The organism is Hyphomicrobiales bacterium (assembly GCA_016125495.1).
In the GTDB taxonomy this organism is placed as follows: Bacteria; Pseudomonadota; Alphaproteobacteria; order Rhizobiales; family RI-29; genus RI-29.
This window is the reverse complement of the sequence record WGLQ01000026.1, coordinates 1-24,434: the sequence shown is the minus strand read 5'-3', so window position 1 is coordinate 24,434 and position 24,434 is coordinate 1. Positions and strand designations below refer to the sequence as shown.

Sequence of the window (24,434 nt, the reverse complement as noted above, 5' to 3'; positions counted from 1 at the left end):
CGATGATCTACACCTTCACCACGAACGATTTCTGGCTGATGGCGCAAGGTGCCGGCATCACCTTCGTCCTGACCATCGTCTCGGGCGCCATCGGAACGCTGATAGGATTCTTCGTAGGCTGGGCGAGAACGGCGCGCAGTCGCATCGTGTTTTACCTCCTCGGTGCCTATATCGACGTCATCCGCTCGGTTCCGCTCATCATCCAGTTCGTGCTCTTCAACAGTTTCATGGCGATCGCGGGCTATCCCATGAATCCGTTCTTCTCCGGCATCATCACGCTTTCCATATACATCTCCGGCTATGTCGCCGAGGTCGTGAAGGCAGGGATCGAATCGGTGCCGGCCGTTACCCGCAAGGCGGCGCGCGGCCTCGGGCTCACCTATCTCCAGGATTTTCTCTACATCGTCGTGCCGATCGGCATGCGCACGATATTTCCCGCCTGGACCGGGCTCATGCTCGGCCTCATGAAAGACACCTCCCTCATCGCGGTCCTCGGCGCGACGCCGCCCGAGCTGCTGCGCGCCTCTCAGATCATCATCAACCGCATTCAGGAGCCGCTGATGATCCTGCTCGGCGCCGGCGCGTTCTATTTCGTGATGTGCTACGTGATCACCGTTGCCGCCGGGCGCTATGAGCGCTCGTGGCAGGAAAAACGGAAGGCCGCCTGATGATCGAGGTCGAAAACGTCCGCAAATCCTTCGGCCGGCTGGAGGTTCTCAAGGGGATCGACCTCACGGTCGAGAAGGGCGAGGTGGTCTGTCTGATCGGGGCCAGCGGCTCGGGCAAGTCGACACTGCTGCTCTGTATCAACGCTCTCGAGCCGATCGATGGCGGGCGCATCCTCGTCGACGGCATCGACGTCCATGCCCGCACCACCGACCAGGACAGGCTGCGCCGCAAGCTCGGCATCGTCTTCCAGCAGTACAACGCCTTCCCGCACCTGACGGCCCGCCAGAACGTCGCCCTCGCGCCCCGCAAGGTCCTAAAGGTGGCGCGCCGGGAGGCGGACGAGCTTGCCGAGAGGCATCTCGTCAAGGTCGGTCTCGCCGACAAGCTCGACCATTATCCCTCCCAGCTCTCCGGCGGTCAGCAGCAGCGCCTCGCGATCGCCCGCGCGCTCGCCATGCAGCCCGACTACCTGCTCCTCGATGAAGTGACCTCGGCGCTCGATCCCGAGCTCGTCGGGGAAGTGCTCGATACGCTTCGGCTCCTCGCGAGCGAGGGCATGACGATGATCGCCGTTACCCACGAGATCCCGTTCGCGCGAGAGGTGGCCGATCGCGTCGCCTTCTTCCACGAGGGTGTGATCCACGAGATCGGGCCAGCCCGCGAATTGATCACCAACCCGCGCCAACCACGAACCCGGGAGTTCCTCGGCAAGATCCTGTGAAGGGCGGCTCAGCTCGCGTGCGGAGCTGTCTGGCGCCGTGACCGTGGGCCGCTCCGATGCGCGTGCGCCCCGAACTCGAGACCGCACTGCCCGCGGTCGTCGGGTTCGTGCCGATTTTCAATTCCGAGGGACCCCGGCCTCGACGCCATGAGTATATTGCGTCACCAATCGTCGGCGCAGTGAATGCGGCTCGCGTGCCGACGGCCGAGCGTCATTTTCGTCGACGATTCCATCAGAGAGGCCACCGCTATTCTCTGTGAACCACGACGCTGACCATGGCACCCATCGGTCGCGCGGGGCGACGGAGTATTCGACTTCGACGCGCCCGTTGGAACAATCAGAGAATCTTCGTTTCGATCGAACGCGCGGTGGATGCCGCCGCCGCCACGAACCGCACTCGGCTCGCGCGGTCGGTCGCCGTCATTTCCATTGCGCCCTCGCGGATCGGACGTGCTGCGGGATACGGGCCAGAAAAGAATGTCGGATCATAGGGTTAAAACGGCTCCGCGAACCGAGCGGACCTGCTGCGCGCCCTGGAATGGAGTTCGCTTGGCGGATCATGGCCGGTTCCGTTAAGCAGACCGTGTCGCTCTGACACGGCTGGCAAGTGGTATTTCGAGCTCGATCGTGACGTCCAGGTTTGGGAATGGCATTGCCTCATTCCAAGCCAGACTGCAAAGAATTACATAATATTTCTTTCGGTTTTCTTACGAGATGGGATGTTGTGCTCGAACCGCGGTCTGAATGGAAGGGCGGAGGCGTGATTTCGGGTCCGTTATTGAGCATTTTGAAACCATGTTCGGTGCAATCAGGGGCAAGCGTTGTCGAATGTCGCGCAGTGCATGTGCGTGGTCGAGTCGAAAGTGTGTGTGATCATGGATAATAGTTCGGGTGATGGTTCCGTTGGTATCGAGTTGGCCGAGGCTGGCGCATCCGCGCCGCAAGCCACGGAACCAAGGTCCCTCGGACGACACGAGGTGGTCGAGCTGACGCCATCGGTCGCGACGCTGGACGTGCTGCTGGCCTACGTCACCGATCTCGGCGCCAAGGCGACGGTCACGTCCGATGGTCTGCTCGGCCTTCGTCTGCCGAATTGGGGCCTCGTCGTCATCACCGGCACGGGCGACCTCGTGCAGCCGTTCACTGCCGAGCCGGGCCGCCTGCTGAATCCGTTGATCGAGAACAATGCGCGCCTCGAGGCGCTGCTCGTCGAACTCGCGAACGGCGGCACTGGCCGGGTGAGCGTCGGCGATCTCATCCCGCAAAGTGAGAACATCGAGACCGCCGGGTCCGGCGTCGTCGCGCCGCCCTCGGCCCAGTCCGCCCAGTCGGGCCTTGGAAGCCTGCTCGATGTTCCGGAACTCTTCGGCGCCTCGTCGTCTGCGGGCCTTTTCAATCCCCATGCTGGCACCGGCGAGAACGTCGGCACGGGCATCGATGCGCTGACACCCCTCAATCCGGAAACCCGCCGCTGGGGCCGCGACGACCTGAAGCGCGGCGAGGTCGGCTCGCAGGGTCAGAACGTAACGACCGGCGTCGGCGGCGGTCTCGACCATCTCGTCGGTCTCCCCGACGAGGAGGTCGGACATCGCAACGGCGAAAAGCTGACGTCGTCCGACAACGAACTGTTCGCCACGATCAGCACCGACGTCGGCACCAGCATCGGCCATCTCTGGCTGCTCGGCGACACCGATTATCTCCACGCCTCGCGCGATCTGGAAGACGATCCCTTCGACGATGGCGACGGCCCGCGCGTCGTCTACGAGCCGCTCATCGTGGGCACGCCCGCCTTCTACGCCATAGAGGACACCGAACTCGGCGATCGGCTCTTTCCGGCAGGCCTCAACCCCCTGCCGATCACCGATGCCAGGCTCGAAATGGACCCGGCGGTCGGAACCATCCGTCTCGCGCCCGACGGCTCTCTGACGTTCACGCCCGCCCCTGGTTACTCGGGACAGGCGACCTTCACCTACACCTTCACCGACCCGCGAACCGGCGAGATCGTGACCGGCGAGGCCGAGATCACCGTCGAGGCGGTCGCCGATCCGGCGAGCATCTCGGGCGCGGCCCAGACCCTCGAGGACACCCGCGTCGCGACACCGATTACTGTTACCCTGAATGATCCAGACGGTTCCGAGGCGATCGAGAGGGTGGTCATCACCGGTCTGCCCGCCGGGGCCACGCTTGCTTGGGATGTCAACCTGCCGGGCCGCATCGTCGAGACGGGCGGCGTCTTCACCGTCACCGGTTCGACGGAGGAAATCCAGGCACTGCTCGCCTCGCTCACGGTCGACCCGCCGGTCGATTTCCACGGCCAGATCGTGCTCGGCGTCGCCGTCACCACCATCGAGAGCAACGTCGCGCCGGACCTGCCCGGCTACCGCGATCGGGAGACGGTCGAATTCGACTACGTGATCGACGTCATTGCCGTCGCGGACAACGTCACCGCGACCGGCGACGACGAGACCACCGACGAGGATGTTTCCGTGCACCTCGACGATCTCGCCGCCACGTTCGGTGATCTCCTCGACGGCTCCGAGACGCACACGGTGGAAATACGCGGTGTCGACGCCGGAGCAAAATTTCTCGATGCCGCGAACGGCACCGAGTATCCCTTCACCATCGCTCTCGATGGAACGAAAACCTACACCCTGACGCCGGCTGACGTTCCGTCCGTGTTTTTCCTGCCGCCACCGGACGAAAGCGGCATTTTTGACGGCATGACCATCGTCGCCATCGCTGTCGAGGGCTCGAACGGCGACACCGAGACAGCCTCGGCGCCGATCCGTGTCGTCGTTGCTCCGGTCGCCGATCCCCTCGAGATCACAGCGCCGACCCAGGCGACGAACGAAGATACGCCCGTCACCTTCGGCGATGACATCGACATCGTCGTCAACGATCCGCTGACGCAGACCGTCATCGAGGTCGTCGTCTCCGGATTTCCTGCCGGCACGCGCATCCAGTATTCGGACGAGAACGGCAACCCGGTCGACTTCATCGCGCCGCCCGCGGGGGCCACGGTGACGCTCGGCGGCGCCGGTTCGGGCTTCACGGAGGCCGAGATCCGCGCGGCGCTTGCCACGCTCACCCTGACGCCGCCGGCCGACAGCGACGGCGACATCGCCCTCACCGTCTCGGCGACGACGGAGGATTCGGGTGGGGGAGGTGCTCCCGTCACCGACACGCAGGTCGTTCCGATGGCGATCACGGTGGCCGCCGTCGCCGATCTGCCGGATGCGTCCTTCACCGGCGGTCCCAATGTGGTCGTGACACCGGGCGGCCCGGTCGTGCAGGGTCTCGAGGACACGAACCTCCCCGTTCCAGTGGCCCTCGATCTGACCGATCTCGACGGCACCGAGACAATGGACCCCGTCCGCATCACCGGTCTGCCCGCCGGGTATTCCTTCCAGGGCCTGACCCGCGAGCCCGACGGCAGCTATCTCGTCTCCGGGACCAAGGCCGCAATCCAGGCAACCCTCGCCGGTCTCGTCATCGTACCGCCGGCCAACGCCGACGACGACTTCACGCTCCAGGTGACGGTCACCGCGAGGGAGAGCAATCCGACGACGGCTGGCAGCGATGCCGGCGATGTCGCGGTCCTTACGGCGACCCGTACGCTCGACATTCCCGTCGTCTTCATCGCGGCCCACGATGCCCCGGTCGTTACGGGTTCGAGTTCGACACCCGAGGATACGGTCGTCAATTTCGGGAATAATATCGCGATCACCCGCGACGACGATACCGATGGTTCCGAATCGATCACGCGTGTCGTCATCGCGAACGTTCCGGCGGGCGCCATCATCGGCTCTCCGGGCGACGGCACCATTCCCTCCGTTGCAGGCATTTCGATCGCTGTCGGTGTCGACGGTTTCGGGCAGCCGACCTACACGCTGACCCGCACCACCGGCAGCGAAGCGGATCTCCTGACCGCAATGCGCGCGATGACCTTGACGCCGCCCGCCGACAGCGACCGCGAGATTCTACTTTCCGTTGCCGTGACGACGACCGACAACGACGGTGTTGTCGGCACGACGAACGGTTCGCATACGATCACGCTCCGCGCGGTCGCCGACGCGCCGACCATCACGGCGGGGCCGGTGACGGGCAACGAGGACCAGGCGATCAACATCGCCTTCTCGGTCGCCCGCGCCGACACCGACCCGACCCAGGCGACCGGGTCGGAGGCGATCGAGACCGTCGTCATCCGCAACGTGCCGGCGGGCTATACCCTCTCGACGACCTCGGTCGCGGCGACGCTCACCCTCAACCCGGACGGCACCTACACCGTCACCGGCCCGAACCTCGCCGACCCCATCGCCAACGACGCGGCCGTCAACGACGTCCTCGCCAACCTGGTCCTGACGCCGGACGGCTCGCGCCTGCACTTCGACGACGACTTCTCCCTCGCGGTCGACGTGACCTCCATCGAGACCAACCTCGCGGGCGGTCAGGTCGACACGCAGCGCGCCACCGCGACGACGACCATCCCCGTCACGGTGCTGCCGATCGCCGACGCGGTGACCAACACCGGCGCTTCGAGCGTCGTCGAGGACACCGCCGTCACGTTCGGGGCCGACATCGTGCTCGCCAAGGCGGACCAGAACGCCGCGCTCGGCGCCGGTCCCTCGTCCGAGACGATCACCCAGATCGTGCTGACCGGCATTCCGTCGGACATCGCCGCCGTCTCGCTCGGCACGCCGACCGCCAACGTCACCGCGACTTATGTTCCGGGCATCGGCGCCGGCACCGGCACCATCACGCTCGCCCTTCAGCCGGGCGGGACCGAAGCCGACATCCAGGCCGCGCTCGACAAACTCTCCCTGACGCCGCCCGCCGACAGCGACCGCGACATCACGCTGGGCCTGGCGGTCACGACCGTCGACCGCTTCGGCACCCCCGAGGCCTCCGCGCCCGCGACCAGCAACCTCACCCACACCATCGCCGTGACGGCGGATGCGGCCGGTGACGAACCCACCATCGCGGGCGCCGCCTCGGGCGTCGAGGATACGAACTTCGCTCTGCCGATCACCATCACACTCGGCGATACGGATGGCTCGGAAATCTTGGACCGGGTCGAGATCACGGGCCTGCCGACGGGCGCGACGATCAGCTTCGACCCGCTCGACCTGCCGGCCGGCGTGACCGCTACACCAACCGCGACCGGCTGGACCTTCGACCAGACCGTGTCGAGCTTTGCCACGACACAGGCGCTCATTTCCTTCCTCGCCAATGACCTCCTCGTGCGCGCGCCGCAGGACAGCGCCGCCGACTTCCAACTCTCCGTCACCGCCTTCAACTTCGAGCAGAACCTCTCGGGCGCTGGCGGTCGGACGCCGGCGACGCCTTCGACGACGGCGACCATCGACGTCACGGTGACGCCGGCCTTCGACGCGGTTTCGTTGCCAGCCACTTCCAGCCTCGTCAACGAGGATGAGGACGAGGCACCGTCGACATCGGATGGCTCCGCGCCCAATGTCACCAACATCCCCGGCAGCGTCGTCTTTGGCGCGGCGATCGATGCCGGCATCGTGCGCACCGGTGATACCGCGACCTTCGATGCCGCGGACCGTTCGGAAGGCATCAACCGGATCGTGCTCTCCGGTCTGCCCGCCGGCACGGTGACGTGGATCGACCAGGCGGGCGTCACCGTCACGGAAGGTCCCGTCGGAACCTTTACGCTCGCCGTCGATGCCGGCAATCCGCCCGCCGATCCGCGCGCCCTCGAGACGGTGATCCGCCAGGTGCTGGCGACCTTCACCTATGCCGCCTCCGACCACGGCTCGGCCGACATCCCCGTTGGCGTCCAGATTTCACGCCAGGACGTCGATCCCGACACTGGCACGGCGATCACCGGCGTCGCCCTCAATGCGACGCACACCATCGTCGTCAACGCGGTCGCCGATGCGCCGATCGTAACGGGCGACACCGAGACGACGAGCGAGGACGCGCCCGTCCACCTCGATGATCTCTCTGCCGTCCTGCGCGACCTCGACGGTTCGGAAACGCTCAGCGTGCGGATCACGGGCGTGCCGGCGGGCGCGAGCCTGACCGACGGTCTCGGCGGACCAGCATTCGCCTCTCCCTCAGCGGGCGTCTTCACGATCCCCGTCGCGAGCCTCGGCAATGTCTTTTTCGTTCCACCCGCCCAGGCGCACGGCACCTACGATATGACGATCGTGGCGACCGCGACCGAAGCGACCGTCGCGGGCGAGCCGACGGGCGATGATGTCGCCAGCGTCCAGGCCCCGATCCAGGTGACGGTTGGCCCGGTGGTCGACCCTGTCGTTGCCAACAACTCGGGCTCGATCGTCAACGAGAACGGCACCTTCAACCTCGGCGCCAACATCCTCGAGAGCGAGACGGATGGCGATACGCTTTCCGATTTCTCTCTCGTCGATCTCGACGGCTCGCAGTCCCTTTCCATCACCATCTCGGGCTTCCCGGCCGGGATTACCGCCTTCATGAACCCCGCATTCACGCTGCCGGTTGGCGTCACCGCGACCTTCGCTGCTGGCACCTTCACCCTCTCTGGGGCCAATGCGGCGGATGTGATGACCTCCCTTGCCGCCGTGCAGTCGCGCGTCACCGAGGACGGAGATAGGAACTTCGCCCTCACCGTGACGGCCGTGACGGACGAGAACAGTCCGGTGAGCGAGGTCGGCGATCTCGCTTCCCAGACGACGGTCATCACCCACGACGTGACGGTGCGTGCCGTCGCCGACACCCCGACCGTCAACCGGGGCGCGGCGACCAAACCGGCGGTGCTCGAGGATTCCGGTTTCGTTGCCTACCCCGTGACGACCTCGCTCAACGATTTCGACGGCTCGGAGACCTATCAGAACATCACGGTCGCCTTCTCGACGCCGGGCACCGGCGCCCGTCCGGTGCTCCAGTTCACCGTGGGAGCAACAACCATCGACACGAGCGTGAACGGATCCTTCGTGATCGGGGGCGCCTCCATGGTCGTCGCCAATGGCCTCGTCACGTTCTCGGGCATTGCCTCCACCCTCAACACCGCGCTCGCCTCGCTCCAGGCCCGGCCCGGTGCCAACAACGGCGAAAACATCTCGATCACCGTCACCGCGCGCGCCGTCGAGAGTAGCCCGACCGAGGACAACAACGGCATCGTTTTCGGCATGGGTGGCGGCCAGGTCGGTCCGGAAATCGCGGTCCCGACGGCAACGCGCACGCAGTCCTTCACCATCCCCGTAACGCCTGTCGGCGATACCCCGACGCTCACCGTCCCGGGCGGCGCGACCGGCACCGAGGATACTCAGATCAGCCTCGGCGCCTTCGCCCTCACGGCCTCACCCGACACCGACGGCTCCGAGCAGCGATTCATCGAGGTCGACACCTCGAGCTATCCGGTCGGCACGCGGTTCATCTCGGGCGGCGTGGATGTCGGCACCGTGTCGGGTGGCTTCCTGCGGATCCCCGAATCCGCCATCGCGACCCTCGCGATCGAACCTCCGACGCATTTTTCCGGCACGATCACGCTTTCGGTGCGCGGCGTCGTCGTCGACACCAACAGTGTCTCGGGTCCCGTGACCACGACGACCGGCGTCCAGAACGTCGCCGTGACCGTGCGCCCGGATGCGGACGCCATCACGCCCGCGGTCGATTCGATCGGCGTCGAGGATCGGGGGCCGGTCGCCTTCGGTGCGACGCTCGCCAATACGACGACAGGTATCCGCATCGTCGACAACGGCGTAGACGTGGCGCCGACCGAGGATAACAATCCCGAGACCGAGACCATCTCGCGCATCGTGTTGACCGTTCCGGCCGACACCGCCAATCTCACCTACACGATCGCACAGGGGGCAGGCGTCGGCTCGGCATCGGTCGCATTCGATGCCGGTGCCAGAACCTACACCATCACCTCGAGCCTCATTGCCGGCGATGGCAGCGGCGTCAGTCAGGCCGACCGCCAGCAGGCCGAGGCCGATATCCGCGCGACCCTTGCCGGCTTCACGGTCGAGATGGGACCGGCCCATACCGATCGCAACGGGACGATCGCCGTTGCCGTCACGACCCTCGACGTCAACGGGGGCGTCGCCGACAGTCAGGTGAACACCTTCACCCACGACATCGTCATGCAGGCGGTCGCCGACGCGCCAGCCGTGACCGCGATCGACCCCGTCGCTGCCACCCCCGAGGATGGCCCGAACGTGCCGTTGATCGCCACTGTTTCCCCGAGCGCCGACGACGACGGCTCCGAGACCCTCACGGTTCGCATCACCGTGCCCCAGGGCGCCGATGGCCTCGGCCCGATCGGCACGCTGACCGGCTCGCTCGCCGGAATCACGCTGGTCCACCAGGGCAATGGCGTCTATTTGCTCACCGCGACCGGCGCCACCAACGCCGCCCGCGCCGCCCTCTTCAACGAGTTCATGAACGGCGGCGCGAACGATCTCGCCCTCGATCCCCGCGAAAACTGGTCCGGCCAGCTCACGGGCACCAACGGCATCATGATCGAGGCGATCTCGACCGAGGCTGCGACCCTTTACGGCGACATCGATCCGGCTGGCGACAACGAGCTTGCGCCGAACAATTCGGCGGGCTCCGGTACGCTCGGCGACCTCGACACGCGGGTTGAAATCCGCTCCGACTTCATCGACGTGAACATCTCCGCGACGATCGACCCGGTCACCGTCAAGGGCAATGCGATCGGGTTCGAGGATTCGATGATCCCCGTCCCGATGAGCGTCACGCTCGGCGACAAGGACGGATCGGAGACGTACCAGGTGTTGCTGACCGCGGTGATCCCGCCAGCGACGCGAATTTTCGGCGCGGGTGGGACCGAGATCCTGCCGACCTTCGACGCGGGTGTGGGGGCAAACGTCTACGTGCTCGATCCCGATGATGTCGCGGCCCTGACGATCCTGCCGCCGGAGCATTATTCGACGGCGCTTTCGGGAGATATCCTCCTTCAGGGCGTCGCGCGGGTGACCGACGGGGCAACCACCGCCGACGTGCCATTCACCGACATCCGCGTCGGCGTGACGGGCGTCGCCGATGCGCCTCTCGCGCGCACCGTGACCGTGACGGCGGACGAGGACCAGGAGATCGCCATCGGTGCCGCCGTCGTCGCCGGCGCAGGCGGCAACTTGAATAACGTTCTGGTCGACGACGATACTTCGGAAAGCCTCTCCTTCGTGCTCTCTGGCGTTCCGGCGGGCGTCATCCCGTCGACGGCGAACCCGGGAGGGGGCGTCACCTACATCGGCAACGGCGCCTGGAGCGTCACCGCGGCCGCAATGGAGACGCTGACGCTCCCGGCACTGCCGAACTTCTCGGGCGAGAACCCCTATGGGTCCGTCACCTTGCGCGCCGTCTCCCAGGAGGTCGATGGCGATCAGGCGGCGACCGACTGGGACCTGACCATCCAGGTCAATCCGGTGATCAATGATGTCACGGTCGACGGATTCTCGTCCTGGTCGCTCGGGGCGAACCTCACCGAGGGCCAAAGCGAGGCGGGCGTGAACATTCCGCTCCTCAGCGCGGCCGCGCATGCCTTCGTCGACAACGACGGCTCCGAGGAGGTCATCTCCTATACGTTCGACCTCTCGGGGCTCATTGCCGATGCTGGCCTCGCCGGGCGCATCGTCGACCTCGAGGGTCCTGGCGCCGGGCTCGATGAACTCGTCGCCAACCACATCACCGGGACCTTTACCTACGACGCCGGAGCCGGCACCATAACGGTTCTCGCCGCCGACCTGCCCGGGGTCACGCTCGCCCATGAACTGTTCCTCGATTCCAACGAGGACTTTTCGATCCCCGTCTCCGCCCTCGTGCGCGATACGGCATTCTTCCCGAGTTCGGGAACGACAGTGTCGGTCGACAAGACGGAAACCGCGAACTTCGCCGTCGATCTCATCGGCACGGCCGATACACCGACCGTCTTCGTCAACGAGCCAGTCGACGGGGTGACCGGCCGGCCGACCGTCTCCGGTTCCTCGGGCACCCGCCTGTCGATTGATCTTGGCGGCGAGAGCACGGATACGGACGTCGCCCTCGGGCGCGCCGCATCGGAAGAGGTTTATTATGTCATCCGGGTCCTCAACCCTGGCACCGCTCCGCTGCTCGGCTTCACCGACGGCGCCGGCAACATCGTCGCCCTGGACAATGGCGACGGCACGTTCCTCTTGAGCGCGGCGACACCGGCTGCACTCCAGGCACTGCTGGCAGATCTTCACGTGGTTACACCCGGCGGTTCCGTCGGCACCGCGAACCTGCGTCTCACCACCATCGCGGTCGAGAACGACGGCGATACGGCGCAGAATTCGACCGACTTCGACGTCGTCGTCACCAGCACGCCAGGTGGTGGCGGAACCCCGCCGCTCCCGCCCTCGGTCACGGTCGGCGTCAGCTCCGGCATCGAGGACGACCAGGCAGGCATCGCGCTCAATGTCACGGCCCTTCCGGCGCCCGGCGATCCCTCCAATCCCTCCGTCGCGGTCATGATCTCGAACGTGCCGGCTGGCGCCCAGGTGATCGGGGCCCTCTTCAACCCGGATACCGGCCGCTGGGTCGCTTCGGCGGCGGCCGTCAATGGCGGTGCCGTGCGCATCATCCCACCGGAGAATTTCTCCGGCACGATGCAGATCACCGTGGAGGCGGTCGCAACGAACGCAACTCTCCAGAAGGCGACGACAGGGGCGCAAACCGTCGGCATCGACGTCACGCCCGTTGCCGACGGCGTCGCGATCATCGCAACGCCCGACGCCGGCACGGAGGACACGCTCGTCGCACTCAATATCGGGCTATCGCCACGCGACGGTCTCGGCGCGCGGCCGGGCGAGGATGCCGGTGAAAGTATCGGCACGATCCCAGTCGTGCTCGATGGCGATGTCGGCACCCAGATCGGCACCTATTCGTACGTCCGGCTCTCCGACGGAGCGACACTGCCCGGCCACGCCGTCGTCGCGGCGGGGGACTCCGATGCCACCATCGACGGCCAGAGCCTCGTCGGCTTCTATCGCGTGGAGATGACCGACGTCCCGAACCTGATGATGCTTCCGGCCAACGACTGGCATGGCGACGTCACGGTCACGGTCGCGGCCTACTCGGTCGAGCCGGCCAACGGCGATGTGCAACTCGAAACCTCGAACTTCACGGTTTCGGTCGCCGCCGATGCCGACGCGCCGAGCGCCACAGCTTCGAATGCAACGGGCGGGGAGGACACCGCCATCGCGCTCGTCGGGCTTTCCGCCGCGCTCAACGACGCCGTCACGACCAACGGCGCCGAGGTTCTCTCGGTCAAGATCACCGGAGTGCCGGAAGGCTCCCTGTTCTCGGCGGGCTCCAACAACGGCGATGGCAGCTGGACCATCCCCGTGACGAGCCTTGCCACTCTCACTCTGACGCCGCCGCTCCACTACTCGGGCACGATGACGCTCGCATTGACCGCCATCGCCCTCGAGCTCACCAACGGCGACGAGGCCCAGACCGTCGTGCCGTTTACGGTGACGGTGACGCCCGAAGCCGATCCGGTCGAAGTCCTCGCTCGCAACGTCACGGTCCAGGGGTCTGGCGAGGTCGCTCTCGACCTCAACGTGCGCATGACCGACGAGCGTGGCAGTGAGCCGGGAGAGAACCCGCCCGAGCAGGTCCGCCTCACCTTCACGGGCGTGCCGACCGGGTCGTCCTCGAGGCGACGGCGGGTGGGACCATGACCAACCCGGCGGCCGGGGAATGGGTCTTCACCGGAAGCGAAGCCGAGGCCAATGCGTTGAAGGCGGTCGTCTTCGAGGGCGCGACGGCTGGTGTGAACGTGGTTTCCGTCAGCGCTGTGACCATCGATCAGGCGAGCACCCTCGCTGTGGCCATCACCGACACCTTCCGCCTCGTCGTTCCGACGGTGATCAACGGTACCCCCGGTGACGACACGCTCGCAGGCACGACGGGCCGGCAGTTGATCTTCGGCGCGGCCGGGATCGACACCATCGACGCGGGAGATGGTTTCGACCTTCTCGTCGGCGGCACGGGTGCTGACATCCTCACGGGCGGGAACGGCGCCGATACCTTCCGCTGGGAAGTGGGCGACCTCGGCACCGGTGTCGACACCATCACCGACTTCGGTACCGGTAACGATGCTCTCGACATCTCGGCCCTACTGATCGGCTTCGACCCGGCGACCTCCGTCATCGCCGAGTTCGTCCAGCTGTCGGTTGGCGGTGGCGACACGACGGTGCGCATCGATCCGAACGGCGGCGGCGACAACTTCACGGACCTGGTCGTTCTGGAGAATGTGACCGGGCTGGACGTCGATACGATGCGCGCGAACGGCAACCTGATCGTCTGAACGGTGGTGGCGATTATGCCACCATCGAGATAATAGATGCTGCTTCGCCGCCACTAAACCATGGGTTGTACTCATCTGGCGGCGAATCAGTCACCTGTTGATAAAATCGCTCACCTGTTGATAAGCTCTGCAAAAGTTTCGCGCGAGCCAACGCGCGGGCAAGCCTAAAAAGCTGATTTTCAGAGACGTTAGCGGGCGGCGGGCAACGGGGGCATCTTGGAATGAATATCGCTAGAGCGGCGGCGATCGGGCTCGCGGCCCTTATTTGTGTGGGCCAAGCGGCGCGCGCCGACACCCTGACGAGTGTGGTCGAGGAAGCACTTGCCCTCAATCCCGAACTCGGCGCCATCCGCTTCAACAGGCGCGCCATCGACAACGAGTTGAACGCCGCGCGCGGGCTGAACCTGCCGACTTTCGACGTCAAGGCCCATGTCGGCACCGATCGCAACAGCTATCTGTCCGGAACGGGCATCGAAAGCAGCAACGGCTGGCACGACACGCGTGGTGTCAGCACGGTCTTTTCCCAGCGGATTTTCGACGGCTTCGAAGCCCGCCACGAGATCGCCCGCCAGAAGAACAGGGTCAGCTCGGCGCGTTGGCGCGTCAACGACACGGCGAACTCGATCGCCCTTCGCGCCGTCCAGGCCTACCTCGAGGTCATCCGCGCGGGCAGCGTTCTGGAAGCGGCCCGGGCGAACCACGCGGCCCACGAGCAGATCCATCGCCGCGTCCGAGCGCGCGTTGGCGCCGGCAAGGCGAACTCGGCCGAGGGCGCCGAGGCCGGAGCGCGGGCCGCCAACGCCAGCGCCATCGTCGCGGAAGCCGAAGGTCGGCTACAGGATGCCTATGCACTCTTCAAATCGGTCGTCGGGCGCATGCCGGGCCGGCTCGCTGCCGCGCCGGCAGCCAGTGGCTTGCCTGGGTCTGTGGAGGCCGCCGTATCAGAGGCGGTCGAGGTCGCGCCCTCGATCATGGCCACGCAGTTCGATACGCTCGCCGCGAAAGCCTCCATCGGATCGGCCTACTCGCGCTTCTTTCCGAAGGCCAATTTCGAGCTGACGACCGACCACGGCCACGGCGTCACGCAGGACGGTGATCGCGACCTCGAGGTCCGTGCACTCCTCGTCATCCGCTGGAACATCTTCAATGGCGGCATCGACAAGGCGCGCTTCTGGGAAGCCAAGGCCCGGGCGGCCGAGGCAACCGAGATCGCGGCGAACATGACGCGGGTCGTCGAGCGTGAGACGCGCGTTTCATGGAATTCGATCGTTTCTTCGCGTCAGCGGGTCGGCGATCTGCGCCGCCAGCTCGATCTTCAACGCCGTCGAAAGGCGGCATACTATGAGCAGTTCGATACCGGCAGCCGCCGGCTCCTGGACCTCCTCGATGCCCAGACCGAGCTGTTCCTTGCCGAGAGCGCTCTGCGAAACGAGGAACTGATCGGCGTCTACAGTGGCTACCGTCTGCTTGCCGCCATGGGCCGCCTCGTTCCCGCCCTCGGGCTCGATCTGCCGGCCGAGGGCATCGCCCCACCTGCCCCGACGTTGATCGACGGCTGGCGGACGGAAATCGAGTCCTGGCAGCCGGAAAACTACCACGCCAATTGGGAAACGAGCGTGGACGGCTACAAATAGTCGCGGCTTTTCCAAACGTTGTTTTCCTGCGCTTTACCAGTTTGCCGGACACTCCCTTTTTGCGGATAGGGCTTTCGTCGCGCTTCGGTGCGCCCGGGCTCGTGAGCCGCACCCCGAGGGACGTCAGCAGCGGGCCAGTATGGTCGCCCGTGAGGCAGCAGGATGAACGAGGTCGGCAAACTCCAGAGCGAACTCGAGATCGCCGCGCGCGGCATCGTCGGCGCGCGTGAAGCTTCTACTGCGGCAACCGCTGCGCCCAAAGTCCGCGCGGATCGTGACCTCCTGGCCGAAGCGATCGTCGAGGTCGCGCGCCATCACGGGCTGCCGAGTACGGCGATCGCCATCAAGGCCGGGTTACCACTGACCGATGGCCGCCTGACGCTCGCACACCTCGACATGGCGGTCGCCCGCGCCGGACTGGCGGGCGAGGCGGTCGCAAGGCCCGTCGCGCGCCTTGCCGACATCGAGCTGCCGGCCATCGTCCTCTTGCGCGACGGCGGCCTTGCGACGGTCTGGCGCATCGAGCGCCGGTGGGGCGGCCGCGCCGTGCGGGCCGAGATCTGCGACCCCGCCGACCCCGAGACCCGCAAGCTTCGCCCGATCGCCGAGTTGACGGCCGCCGCCAGCGGCACCGTCATCGTCCTGCGGCCCGCGAGCGGCCTCGACGAGCGCGGCGAGGGCGCGCTTTCCGAGCGACGCCGGGGCTGGTTCCTGCCGGCATTTTCCGCGAGCCGGGGAATTTATGCCGAGGCCATCCTGGCAACGCTTGCCATCAATGTCCTGGCGCTGGCTCTGCCGCTCTTCACCATGAACGTCTACGACCGCGTTCTGCCGAATGCGATCGAGGAAACGCTCTGGGCGCTCGCCATCGGCGTCATGCTGGCGACGGTCTTCGACATGGCGATCAAGGTGCTGCGCGCCCGCTTCGTCGATATAGCGGGTCGGCGGGCCGATGTGGTGCTCTCGGGCTTCGTCTTCGGGCGGCTGATGGGGGCTCGCCTGCCGGACCGTCCGGTCTCGGCCGGGGTGCGGGCCAATGCGCTGCGCGAGTTCGAGACCATAAGAGACTTCTTCAATTCGGCGACGCTGACGGCCTTCGGCGACGCTCCCTTCCTCTTCGTTTTCGTCGCCGCCATTTTCATCATTGCCGGACCACTCGGCTGGCTCCTTCTCGCCGCGATCCCTGTCGTCGTCCTCACGGGATGGTTGACCCAGCGTTCGCTCACCCGGTTGACCGAGGAAGCGTTTCGCGAGACCGCGCAAAAAAACGCCGTCGTGGTCGAGACGGTGGTCGGGCTCGAGACCGTCAAGGCATGCAATGCCGAGAGCTGGGCCGCCTCGAAGTGGGAGGGCGCCGTCGCCGGTCACGTGCGCACATCCCACGCCATCCGCGAGCGCTCGAGCCTCGGGCATTCCTGCGTCCAGGCCCTCCAGACCCTGACGCAGATCGCCATGATCGTCGTCGGCTTCTATCTCGTGGCCGCCGGCGACCTCACCATGGGCGGGCTCATCGCCGCGACCATGCTCGCCGGCCGCGCCCTCCAGCCACTCGGCCAGATCGCCATGCTGGTGACGCGCCTGCATCAGGTCCGCCTCGCCTTCACCGCCCTCGATGCCATCGTCCACGCCGAGCAGGAGCGCCCGGCGGGCCGCCGCCTGCTGACACCGTCGCGCATCGCCGGCCGCATCACCTTCGAGCGTGTGACCTTTTCCTATGAGCCGGACGCGCCCCCCTCGCTCCTCGATATCTCCTTCGACATCGAGCCCGGCGAAAAGGTCGCCATCATCGGCGCCATCGGCAGTGGCAAGACGACGGCGCTGCGGCTCATTCAGTCACTCGCGCGCCCGACGTCCGGACGGGTCCTCGTCGATGGTGTTCCTGCCGGCCAGTTGGACCCCGCCGTGCTGCGCCGTCACGTCGGCTTCGCGCTGCAGGGCTCCGACCTCTTCCACGGCACGATCCGCTCCAACATCGCGCTCTCCGATCCGGGCGCTTCGGACGAGGCCGTGCTCGCGGCGGTCCGCTCCGCCGGTGCGCTCGATTGGATCATGCGCATGCCGAAGGGGCTCGACACCCCGGTGCGCGAACGTGGCGCCGGCCTTTCGGGCGGTCAGCGTCAATCCGTTTCACTCGCGCGCGCTTTCCTCGGCGAGCCGAGCGTGCTCCTCCTCGACGAACCGACGAGCGACATGGACGGTCGGACCGAGCAGGTCGTCGTCGAGGCACTCACCCGCTCCTGCCGCGCGCGCACGCTGGTCGTCATTTCCCACCGTCCGGCCGTGCTCGCCATCGTCGACCGCCTCATCGTGCTCGAAGCGGGACGCAAGATTCTCGACGGCCCCAAGTCGGTCGTTCTGAAGGAACTCGAGGCCATGACGCGCACCCGCGCCGCCAGCGTTCGGATCAAGCCTGGAGCGGGGGCCGCATGACGATGGCACGCAATACCCTCACCGGCGCCCACCCGCTCGACGACCGCGCCAGCCGCCCGGTTGAGGCGCCGCGCGCCCTCGGCGTGCCGACCTCGCTCAGCGCCGATCTCATGCAGCCGCCTTCGCGCGGGGTGAGCCTGTTGTTGGCAACGCTGATGGCGCTCGTCGCGACATTCATCGCCTGGGCGGCCTTTGCGACGGTCAAGGAGGTGACGACCGGACCGGGTCGCGTCGTTCCTGCAAGTCGCCTGCAGATCGTCCAGAACCTCGAGGGCGGCATCGTGCGCGAAATCCTCGTGCGCGAGGGAGCCCGCGTCGAGGCCGGTCAAGTCATTCTGCGCATCGATCCGACGCTCGCCGGCTCCTCCCTCGGGGAGGTCCAGGAGCGGCTCGACGGCCTCGCCGCCACGATTGCCCGCCTCGAAGCCGAGGGCAATGATCGCGAGCCCGAGTTTTCCACCGACCTCGTTGCGCGGCGCCCCGAGTTGGTCGCCCGCCAACGCGAACACTACGAGACCCGGCGACGCGAATTGACCTCCGCGCTCGCCGCCTTCGAGCACCAGGCCGCCCAACGGGCCCAGGAGATCATCGAGGTCGAGGCACGGATCGAGACCCTCGCAAAGTCACTGGAACTCGCCCGCGAGGAGCATGCCCTCGTCAAGCCGCTTGCGCGCTCGGGTGCGGTCTCGCGTTCGGAGATACTGGCCATCGAGAGCAAGGTGAACGACACCGCCGGGGCGCTTGAGGCGGCCCGCCTCTCCCTGCCGCGGCTCGCGAGTGCCAGGGCCGAGGCCGAGGATCGCCGCCGCGAGCGGCTTTCGGCCTTCCGCAACGAGGCGCTGAAGGAGTTGAACGCGACCCGCATCGAGCTTGCCTCCCTCACCGAGGCAGCGCGCGCGACGGCGGACCGGCTCGAGCGGACCACGGTGACGGCCCCCGTCGGCGGCATCGTCAAGACCGTTCACGTGACGACCCCCGGCCAGGTGGTCCAGCCCGGGCACGACCTCGTCGAGATCGTGCCCGTCGACGACACGCTGCTGGTGGAGGCCCGCATCCGGCCGCAGGACATCGCGTTCCTGCGCCCCGGCCAGGAAGCGCTCGTCAAACTGAGCGCCTATGATTTTTCCCTCTATGGCGGTCTGGACGGAAAGGTTGAGCAGGTCGGCGCGGACAGCATCACCGATGATCGCGGGGAAACATATTACCTCATCCGCGTGCGCACCGAGGCGAGCACGCTGCGCAACGGACCGCGCGAACTCGAGATCATGCCGGGCATGGTCGCCGACGTCGACGTGCGAACCGGCGACAAGACGGTACTCGCCTATCTCATGAAGCCCATGACCCGCATGGCGCAGAACGCGCTGCGGGAGCGCTAGGCCAGAGGGCCGCGCGATGGGTTATGTCACCGCGGTCTCACGCATCAGCTGACGTACGACGGCGCGCAGCGCCGCGTCCTTTTCATGCCCTTCCGCGAGAGCCGCTTCGTAGGTCGCGATCTGGCGATCGGCGCTGTTGCCGCGCTCGAGAATCCGCGTGAGATGCGCGATCTCGGCGGTGCACCCGAGCGCCTCGGCGTCCTCGGCGATCAGGGCCTGCAATTCCCCGACGAGATCACGAAAGGCGACGAGTTCGCCCCGCCCGAAGTCGACGAGGCTGTCGGCAAGGCCGTAGCGCTGGGCGCGCCAGCGGTTCTCGCCGACGAGCACGCTCGAATAGGTGCGCCAGCGCTGGTTCGAAAGACGCAGCCGCCAGAGCATCCGGAGGAGGCATTGGTAGGTCGCCGCCACGGCCGCGGCATCCTCGATGAGCGTGCAGAGATCGGTGATCCGCATCTCGAGCGTCGGAAATCTGTGGTGTGGCCGCAGATCCCACCAGAGCTTGCTGCCATCCTGGATGAGACCGGCCCGCACCAGAACGGCGACGGTGCGCTGGAACTCTCCGAAGCTTGCGAATTCGGGTGCCGGCCCGGTGCGTGGCAACTCGTCGAAGACGGCGAGACGGTAGGATCGCAATCCGGTTGCCTCGCCTTGCCAGAAGGGTGAGGAGCAGGACAGCGCCAGCAGGTGTGGAAGGAAATAGGACACCTGGCTCATCAGATCGATGCGCAGATCGTCCGGCGCCACGCCGACATGCACGTGCATGCCGGAGATCAGCAGCCGGCGCGCGACCACCTGCATGTCGTGGGCAAGGACATTGTAGCGATCCTTGTCGGTGTGCGGTTGCGCCCGCCAGTTCGCCAGCGGATGGGTGGAGGCCGCGATCGGCGCGATCCCGTAGGCGGCCGCGACCTCGATGATGGTCGAGCGCAACTCGCCGAGTTCGGCCCGCGCCTCCCCCACGGTCCGGCAGACGCCGGTCCCCACCTCGACCTGCGCGCGCAGGAACTCGGGCGTCACGCGCTCGCCGAGCCGGCCCTTGAGGTCATCCATCAGCGACGCCGGAGGATCGCTCCTGAGGTCGCCGGTTTCGATATCGACGAGCAGGTACTCTTCCTCGATGCCGATCGTGAACGGCGGTTGATCGGCCATGGCGTTCCCCCGGTCGAGTGTCGTTGCTCAACTGAGGCTAGCGCCCGATGGGGCCCTGGAAAAGGGCGCACGTTTCGATGCGCGGCCTTGAATCGGCTGCATGTGCTGGTTACGTGATTTGTGAGACGAACCAAGTGCGCCGGAAAGGACTCCCGACGATGTCATCCCGCTTGTCTTTGGTTGCCGCCCTGGCGTGTCTTGCCGGCTTGCTGGCGGCCGATGCGGCTCATGCCTTCTCCAAGCGCGAGATCGCGGATGCAGCCTACCATTGGGGCCGCGTCGATCTCGCCGACGAAACCTGCGAGAATCTCGGGAGGAACGACGCGATCCGCAAGGAACTCGCCGAGACGCTGGAGAAGGCCGGCGGCGATGCCTGGACGAGTGGCTACGAACTCGGCCGTTCCGAGGCCAAGGATTTTCTCGAGGGCTCCAGCGTCGAGGCGTTCTGCGAGCTGTCGTGGGCCTTCTATGGCCGCAACGGTCAAACGGTGAAGAACCTGCTCATTCGCCAGTAGGGCGAGCCAGCGCGCGCCTGCTGGCCTGGCGCCCCCGTCGGGCCGCGCTCGCTTCGCCTCGGGGTGGCGTCGCCGACGCTCAAAAGCGCGCCAGGAACTCGCGATAGCGGCGCACGACATAGAGCTTTGCGAGATGCTCGGCTTCGTCGGCCAGCTGGTTCTCGAAGCAGTCCAGCAATTCGCCCATCGCCGTCGAGCTTCCTCGAGCGAAATGGCACCAGTCGTCGGGTGCGCGGCTGGCGATGACGGTGAGCCGCGCATCGAGATTGAAGACGCGTGGCGCCGCTTCTTGGAAATGCAGATTGCCCGAAGCCGCCGCCATCGAGACGTAAAGCGCGCGCGCGTGCAACGTGTAGCTCTGGCACTTGCCGGTGACGATCTCCTCGTCGGCCATTTTGTGCAACGCGCGCAGCACCGCCAGCCGATCCTTCTTGATGCGGCTCGCCGCCAGTCGTGCGATCATCCCTTCCGTCGCCAGTCGATACTCGAAGAGTTCCTCGACACTGTGCGCATCGACTTCGCAGACGTAGATGCCGCGGTGGCGCTCGCGGCAGACGAGCCCCTCGACCGCGAGCCGCTGCAAAGCCTCGCGCACCGGCGTGCGGCCGATCTGCAACTCGTCCATGAGCCGCTTTTCGGGCAGTTGCTCGCCGGGCATGTAGTCGAGGTGGATGATGCGGTCGACCAGCATGTCGTACGCATGGTCGGATTTGACCCTCGGCTCGATCGTCATGCGGTCGCCGTGAACCTCGCGCTCGGCCTCGATCGTCAGCATGATGAAGCCCTCCCGTGCCAGCGGCGTGCGAATGTGCAACGAGCCTCGTGCGCCACGTCCCGGCGCGAGGGCAGACCCATGGCGGCCCGCCATTCCATTGCCAATGCCTGCCGCCTCATGCCTACGTTCCTTCGCTCACGGTCGCGTCGCGTGCTTTGCGTTTCCTGCCCTTCGCGGTGCGCGCTTCACCCTTGCCTTTGCCTTTCGCGATCACGCGCGTTTCGCGTGGCACGAAACCGGCCGCAGGGAATTTCAACGCTTCGACGAAAATGTCCTGGAAGCTCGGATGGGTCGCAAGTGACACGTGCTCGACCCGGTTGGCGAGTTCGTTGGCTCTGGCACGTTCCGTCTCCGAAAGCAACGCCATCTGCGCTCCGAGCCCGGCCGCATTGCCGTAATAGGTGATGCGATCCAGTGGGATGTCGGGAAGAATTCGAATTCTGACGGCACTTGCGGTGCTGATGTAATTGCCGAACCCGCCACACAGCATCAGTTCGTCGACCTCGTCGTTGGAAAGCCCCAGCACCTTTTGCAGGAGCATGACGCCTGAGCATATGGCGCCTTTGGCGAGCTGCAATTGGCGCACGTCGCTCTGGTTCAGCGTCACGTCCTCGGGCTTTCCGGCATCCTCGGCCCAGGTCAGGACGAACTCGTCCCGGTTGTCGCGATGGCGAAGGCGCCCTGCGAGTTTCTCGGGCAATTCCGTCGCGCCCGGCGCCCTGATGAGCCCACGCTCGTTGAGGATACCCGCCCCACTCATCGCCGCGATCGCATCGATCAGTCCGGAGCCGCAGATGCCGATTGGCGGCACCCCGCCGATCACCTGGCAACTGACGTCGTCGTCGATGGTGACCCGCTCGATCGCCCCGAGCGCGCCGCGCATTCCATGGCGGATCTGGGCGCCCTCGAGGGCAGGCCCGGCCGGCGCCGAGCAGGCGATGAGGCGATCCTTGTTGCCCATCACCACCTCGCCGTTCGTGCCGATGTCGACGAGGCAACGCATGGTCTCGCTCTCGTAGATGCGCGTCGAGAGCATGCAGGCGACGGTGTCGGCACCGACGAAGCCGGCGATCAGCGGCAGGAGGCATACGCGGGCGTTGGGAACGCTCTTGAGCAGGGCGTCCCGCCCGCTCATCACGAGTTCCTCGCGCACAGACGGCGCATAGGGTGCGAGCCCCATGAATGTCGGGTCGATGCCGGCGAAGATGTGATGCATGCACGAATTACCCACGACGACGATCTTGTGGACGTGCTCGATCCCGACCCCGGCCTTCTCACAGGCCTCCTGAACGAAGCCATTGACGGCATTGAGGACCTTGGCGCGCAGCGTCTGCAGGCGCTTGGGCTCCTCCTGTACGAAGGCGATCCGCGACATGAGATCGCCACCGAATGCGGCCTGCGGGTTCATGCCGCCGACCGAGGCGAGTTCGGCGCCGCTGTCGAGGTCGAGCAGCGAGCCGACGATGCTCGTCGTGCCGATGTCGAACGCCATGCCGAATTTGTGCGCGGTCGTGTCGCCTGGCTCGATCTCGATGATCTCACCGTTGAAAGTGGTCACGGTCACTTCGCAATCCGCCTCGCGCAGGGCGCGAGGGATCTTGCGCAGGATGTCGATGGGGGTGGGCGCGGTGATCGTGACCGGGAGTTCGCGCACGATCTCCTCGATGTCCGAACTCTGGTGGTTCTCGTCGTCCGGCAGCGTGACCTTGATGAACGATTTGACGACGCCGCTGTCGAGGCCGAGGCGCGAATCGTCGGCCGGCGAACGGCGTATCGCGAGGATCTTGTGGCTCACTTCCGCTTTCGGCGGGGCGATGAGGATCGAACAATCGCCGGTGACGCGCGCCTGGCAGCCGAGACGGAAGCGCTCCTGCACCTCCTCGTGACCCAGTTGCACCGTGTCCATGATCGTCGGTGGCGAGACCTCGCCCTTCAGTACCTTGACGCGGCAGCTACGGCAGCGACCGCGCTCACCGCACGTCGCTTCGATTTCGGCGCCCGCCCGCCACGCCGCCTTGAGCAATGTCTCACCGGATTCGGCGGTGGTGGTGACGGGCTTGGCCTTGCCGTCGCCCGAAGCGAACGTAACCGTGAACCCGCTCATATCATCTCCTGTCGAATGCAGCGCTTGGACGAGTCCCGCTCGCCCTTGCGGTGATACCTCCGGTCCGCGCCCCGCCGATCGTCCAGGACCGGCAATCGGGGGCGCGGGAATGCCGCAAATCTAAGCTGTTTCGCAGCGGCAAAGGAGTTGAGCTGAAGCTGTCCGGGGTATGCGAGAGGGTGTCGCGCCAGAACGGCGGCACACCGCTCGAGGTCCCTGGAAGCGGCCGCCGCCGGCCTCCCGTCGTTCACACCGTGCCGCGGGCCAGCGCCAGCAGGTCGAAGGGCAAGAAAAGCCCGCCGTCCGGACGGTCCCCGTCGAGGGACGTCGGAACAGCGGGCCAGAGGGCGCGGGCTCACGTTTCCGAAGCGAGGGAGGGTTTCGCCGGCAACGTAACACTGGCTGCACGCGCTGGAGCGTTGTCCGCCGTCGGTCCGTCGAGCGCCGCGGCATGTCCACCTGGCGATGGCCATCGTCCCCGAGCCGCTCGCCGAAGGCAAAGCTTCCCGAGGGACGGCGCCCGCTGACGCCGTCCGGTCGGCGTTCCTGCGCCCGGCCCGCATTTCGAGTAGGCGCAGGTGAACGCACCTCGGGGCTCTGGGCCGGGACCCCATCAGTTTCTTCGCGCGCCGTCCATCTCCTCGGCGAGGTCGTCGACGAGCTGTTTGGCGAGCGAGACCGCGTGGGCGGCATCGGCGGCATAGCCGTCGGCGTCGATTTTCTCGGCCCAGTCGGAGGTCACCGGCGCACCGCC

Annotated in this window: 11 protein-coding genes; 8 read left to right on the top strand and 3 right to left on the bottom strand. The window is 66.4% G+C overall.

All coding sequences use genetic code 11. The features are described from left to right. Positions 1 to 2: 2 nt before the first annotated feature. The 7 genes from GC150_15825 (at position 3) to GC150_15795 (ending at position 19,134) form a co-directional block, all read left to right on the top strand. Positions 3 to 668 carry an ABC transporter permease subunit gene (locus GC150_15825; GenBank protein ID MBI1386376.1) on the top strand — a complete coding sequence of 222 codons (666 nt, stop codon included), beginning with the start codon at positions 3 to 5 and terminating at the stop codon, positions 666 to 668. Then, a complete protein-coding gene (locus GC150_15820; GenBank protein ID MBI1386375.1) occupies positions 668 to 1,390 on the top strand; it encodes an ATP-binding cassette domain-containing protein in 723 nt (240 codons plus the stop codon). The genes GC150_15825 and GC150_15820 overlap by 1 nt, the downstream gene beginning before the upstream one ends. Positions 1,391 to 2,367: 977 nt before the next feature. Then, positions 2,368 to 13,065, top strand: coding sequence for a hypothetical protein (locus tag GC150_15815; protein ID MBI1386374.1), 10,698 nt, complete (start codon positions 2,368 to 2,370; stop codon positions 13,063 to 13,065). After that, on the top strand, positions 13,062 to 13,694 hold the full coding sequence (locus GC150_15810; GenBank protein MBI1386373.1) for a type I secretion C-terminal target domain-containing protein: 633 nt from the start codon (positions 13,062 to 13,064) through the stop codon (positions 13,692 to 13,694). Before GC150_15815 ends, GC150_15810 begins: the two co-directional genes overlap by 4 nt. Positions 13,695 to 13,915: 221 nt before the next feature. Then, positions 13,916 to 15,328 carry a TolC family outer membrane protein gene (locus GC150_15805; protein MBI1386372.1) on the top strand — a complete coding sequence of 471 codons (1,413 nt, stop codon included), beginning with the start codon at positions 13,916 to 13,918 and terminating at the stop codon, positions 15,326 to 15,328. Positions 15,329 to 15,490: 162 nt separating this feature from the next. Further along, positions 15,491 to 17,758: a type I secretion system permease/ATPase gene (locus tag GC150_15800; GenBank protein ID MBI1386371.1), complete on the top strand. Its 2,268-nt coding sequence runs from the start codon at positions 15,491 to 15,493 to the stop codon at positions 17,756 to 17,758. Then, entirely contained in the window at positions 17,755 to 19,134 is a 1,380-nt protein-coding gene (locus GC150_15795; protein MBI1386370.1) for an HlyD family type I secretion periplasmic adaptor subunit, read from the top strand. Before GC150_15800 ends, GC150_15795 begins: the two co-directional genes overlap by 4 nt. A gap of 21 nt (positions 19,135 to 19,155) precedes the next feature. On the opposite strand, the gene GC150_15790 is transcribed toward GC150_15795, so the two are convergent. Next, complete coding sequence (locus tag GC150_15790) at positions 19,156 to 20,286, bottom strand: carboxylate-amine ligase (protein MBI1386369.1); 1,131 nt, start codon at positions 20,284 to 20,286, stop codon at positions 19,156 to 19,158. A gap of 158 nt (positions 20,287 to 20,444) precedes the next feature. On the opposite strand from GC150_15790, the gene GC150_15785 reads away from it, so the two are divergent. Continuing rightward, positions 20,445 to 20,801 (top strand): hypothetical protein, encoded by a 357-nt coding sequence (locus GC150_15785; protein MBI1386368.1) that lies wholly within the window; start codon positions 20,445 to 20,447, stop codon positions 20,799 to 20,801. Positions 20,802 to 20,880: 79 nt separating this feature from the next. Here GC150_15785 and GC150_15780 read toward each other — a convergent pair whose 3' ends face one another. Both GC150_15780 and GC150_15775 read right to left on the bottom strand, forming a co-directional pair. Next, positions 20,881 to 21,669 (bottom strand): GntR family transcriptional regulator, encoded by a 789-nt coding sequence (locus GC150_15780; protein ID MBI1386367.1) that lies wholly within the window; start codon positions 21,667 to 21,669, stop codon positions 20,881 to 20,883. Positions 21,670 to 21,697: 28 nt separating this feature from the next. Further along, the gene (locus GC150_15775) at positions 21,698 to 23,680 is read right to left on the bottom strand and encodes a DUF4445 domain-containing protein (GenBank protein ID MBI1386366.1); all 1,983 of its coding nucleotides are present in this window, start codon (positions 23,678 to 23,680) and stop codon (positions 21,698 to 21,700) included. Between the last annotated feature and the right edge of the window lie 754 nt (positions 23,681 to 24,434).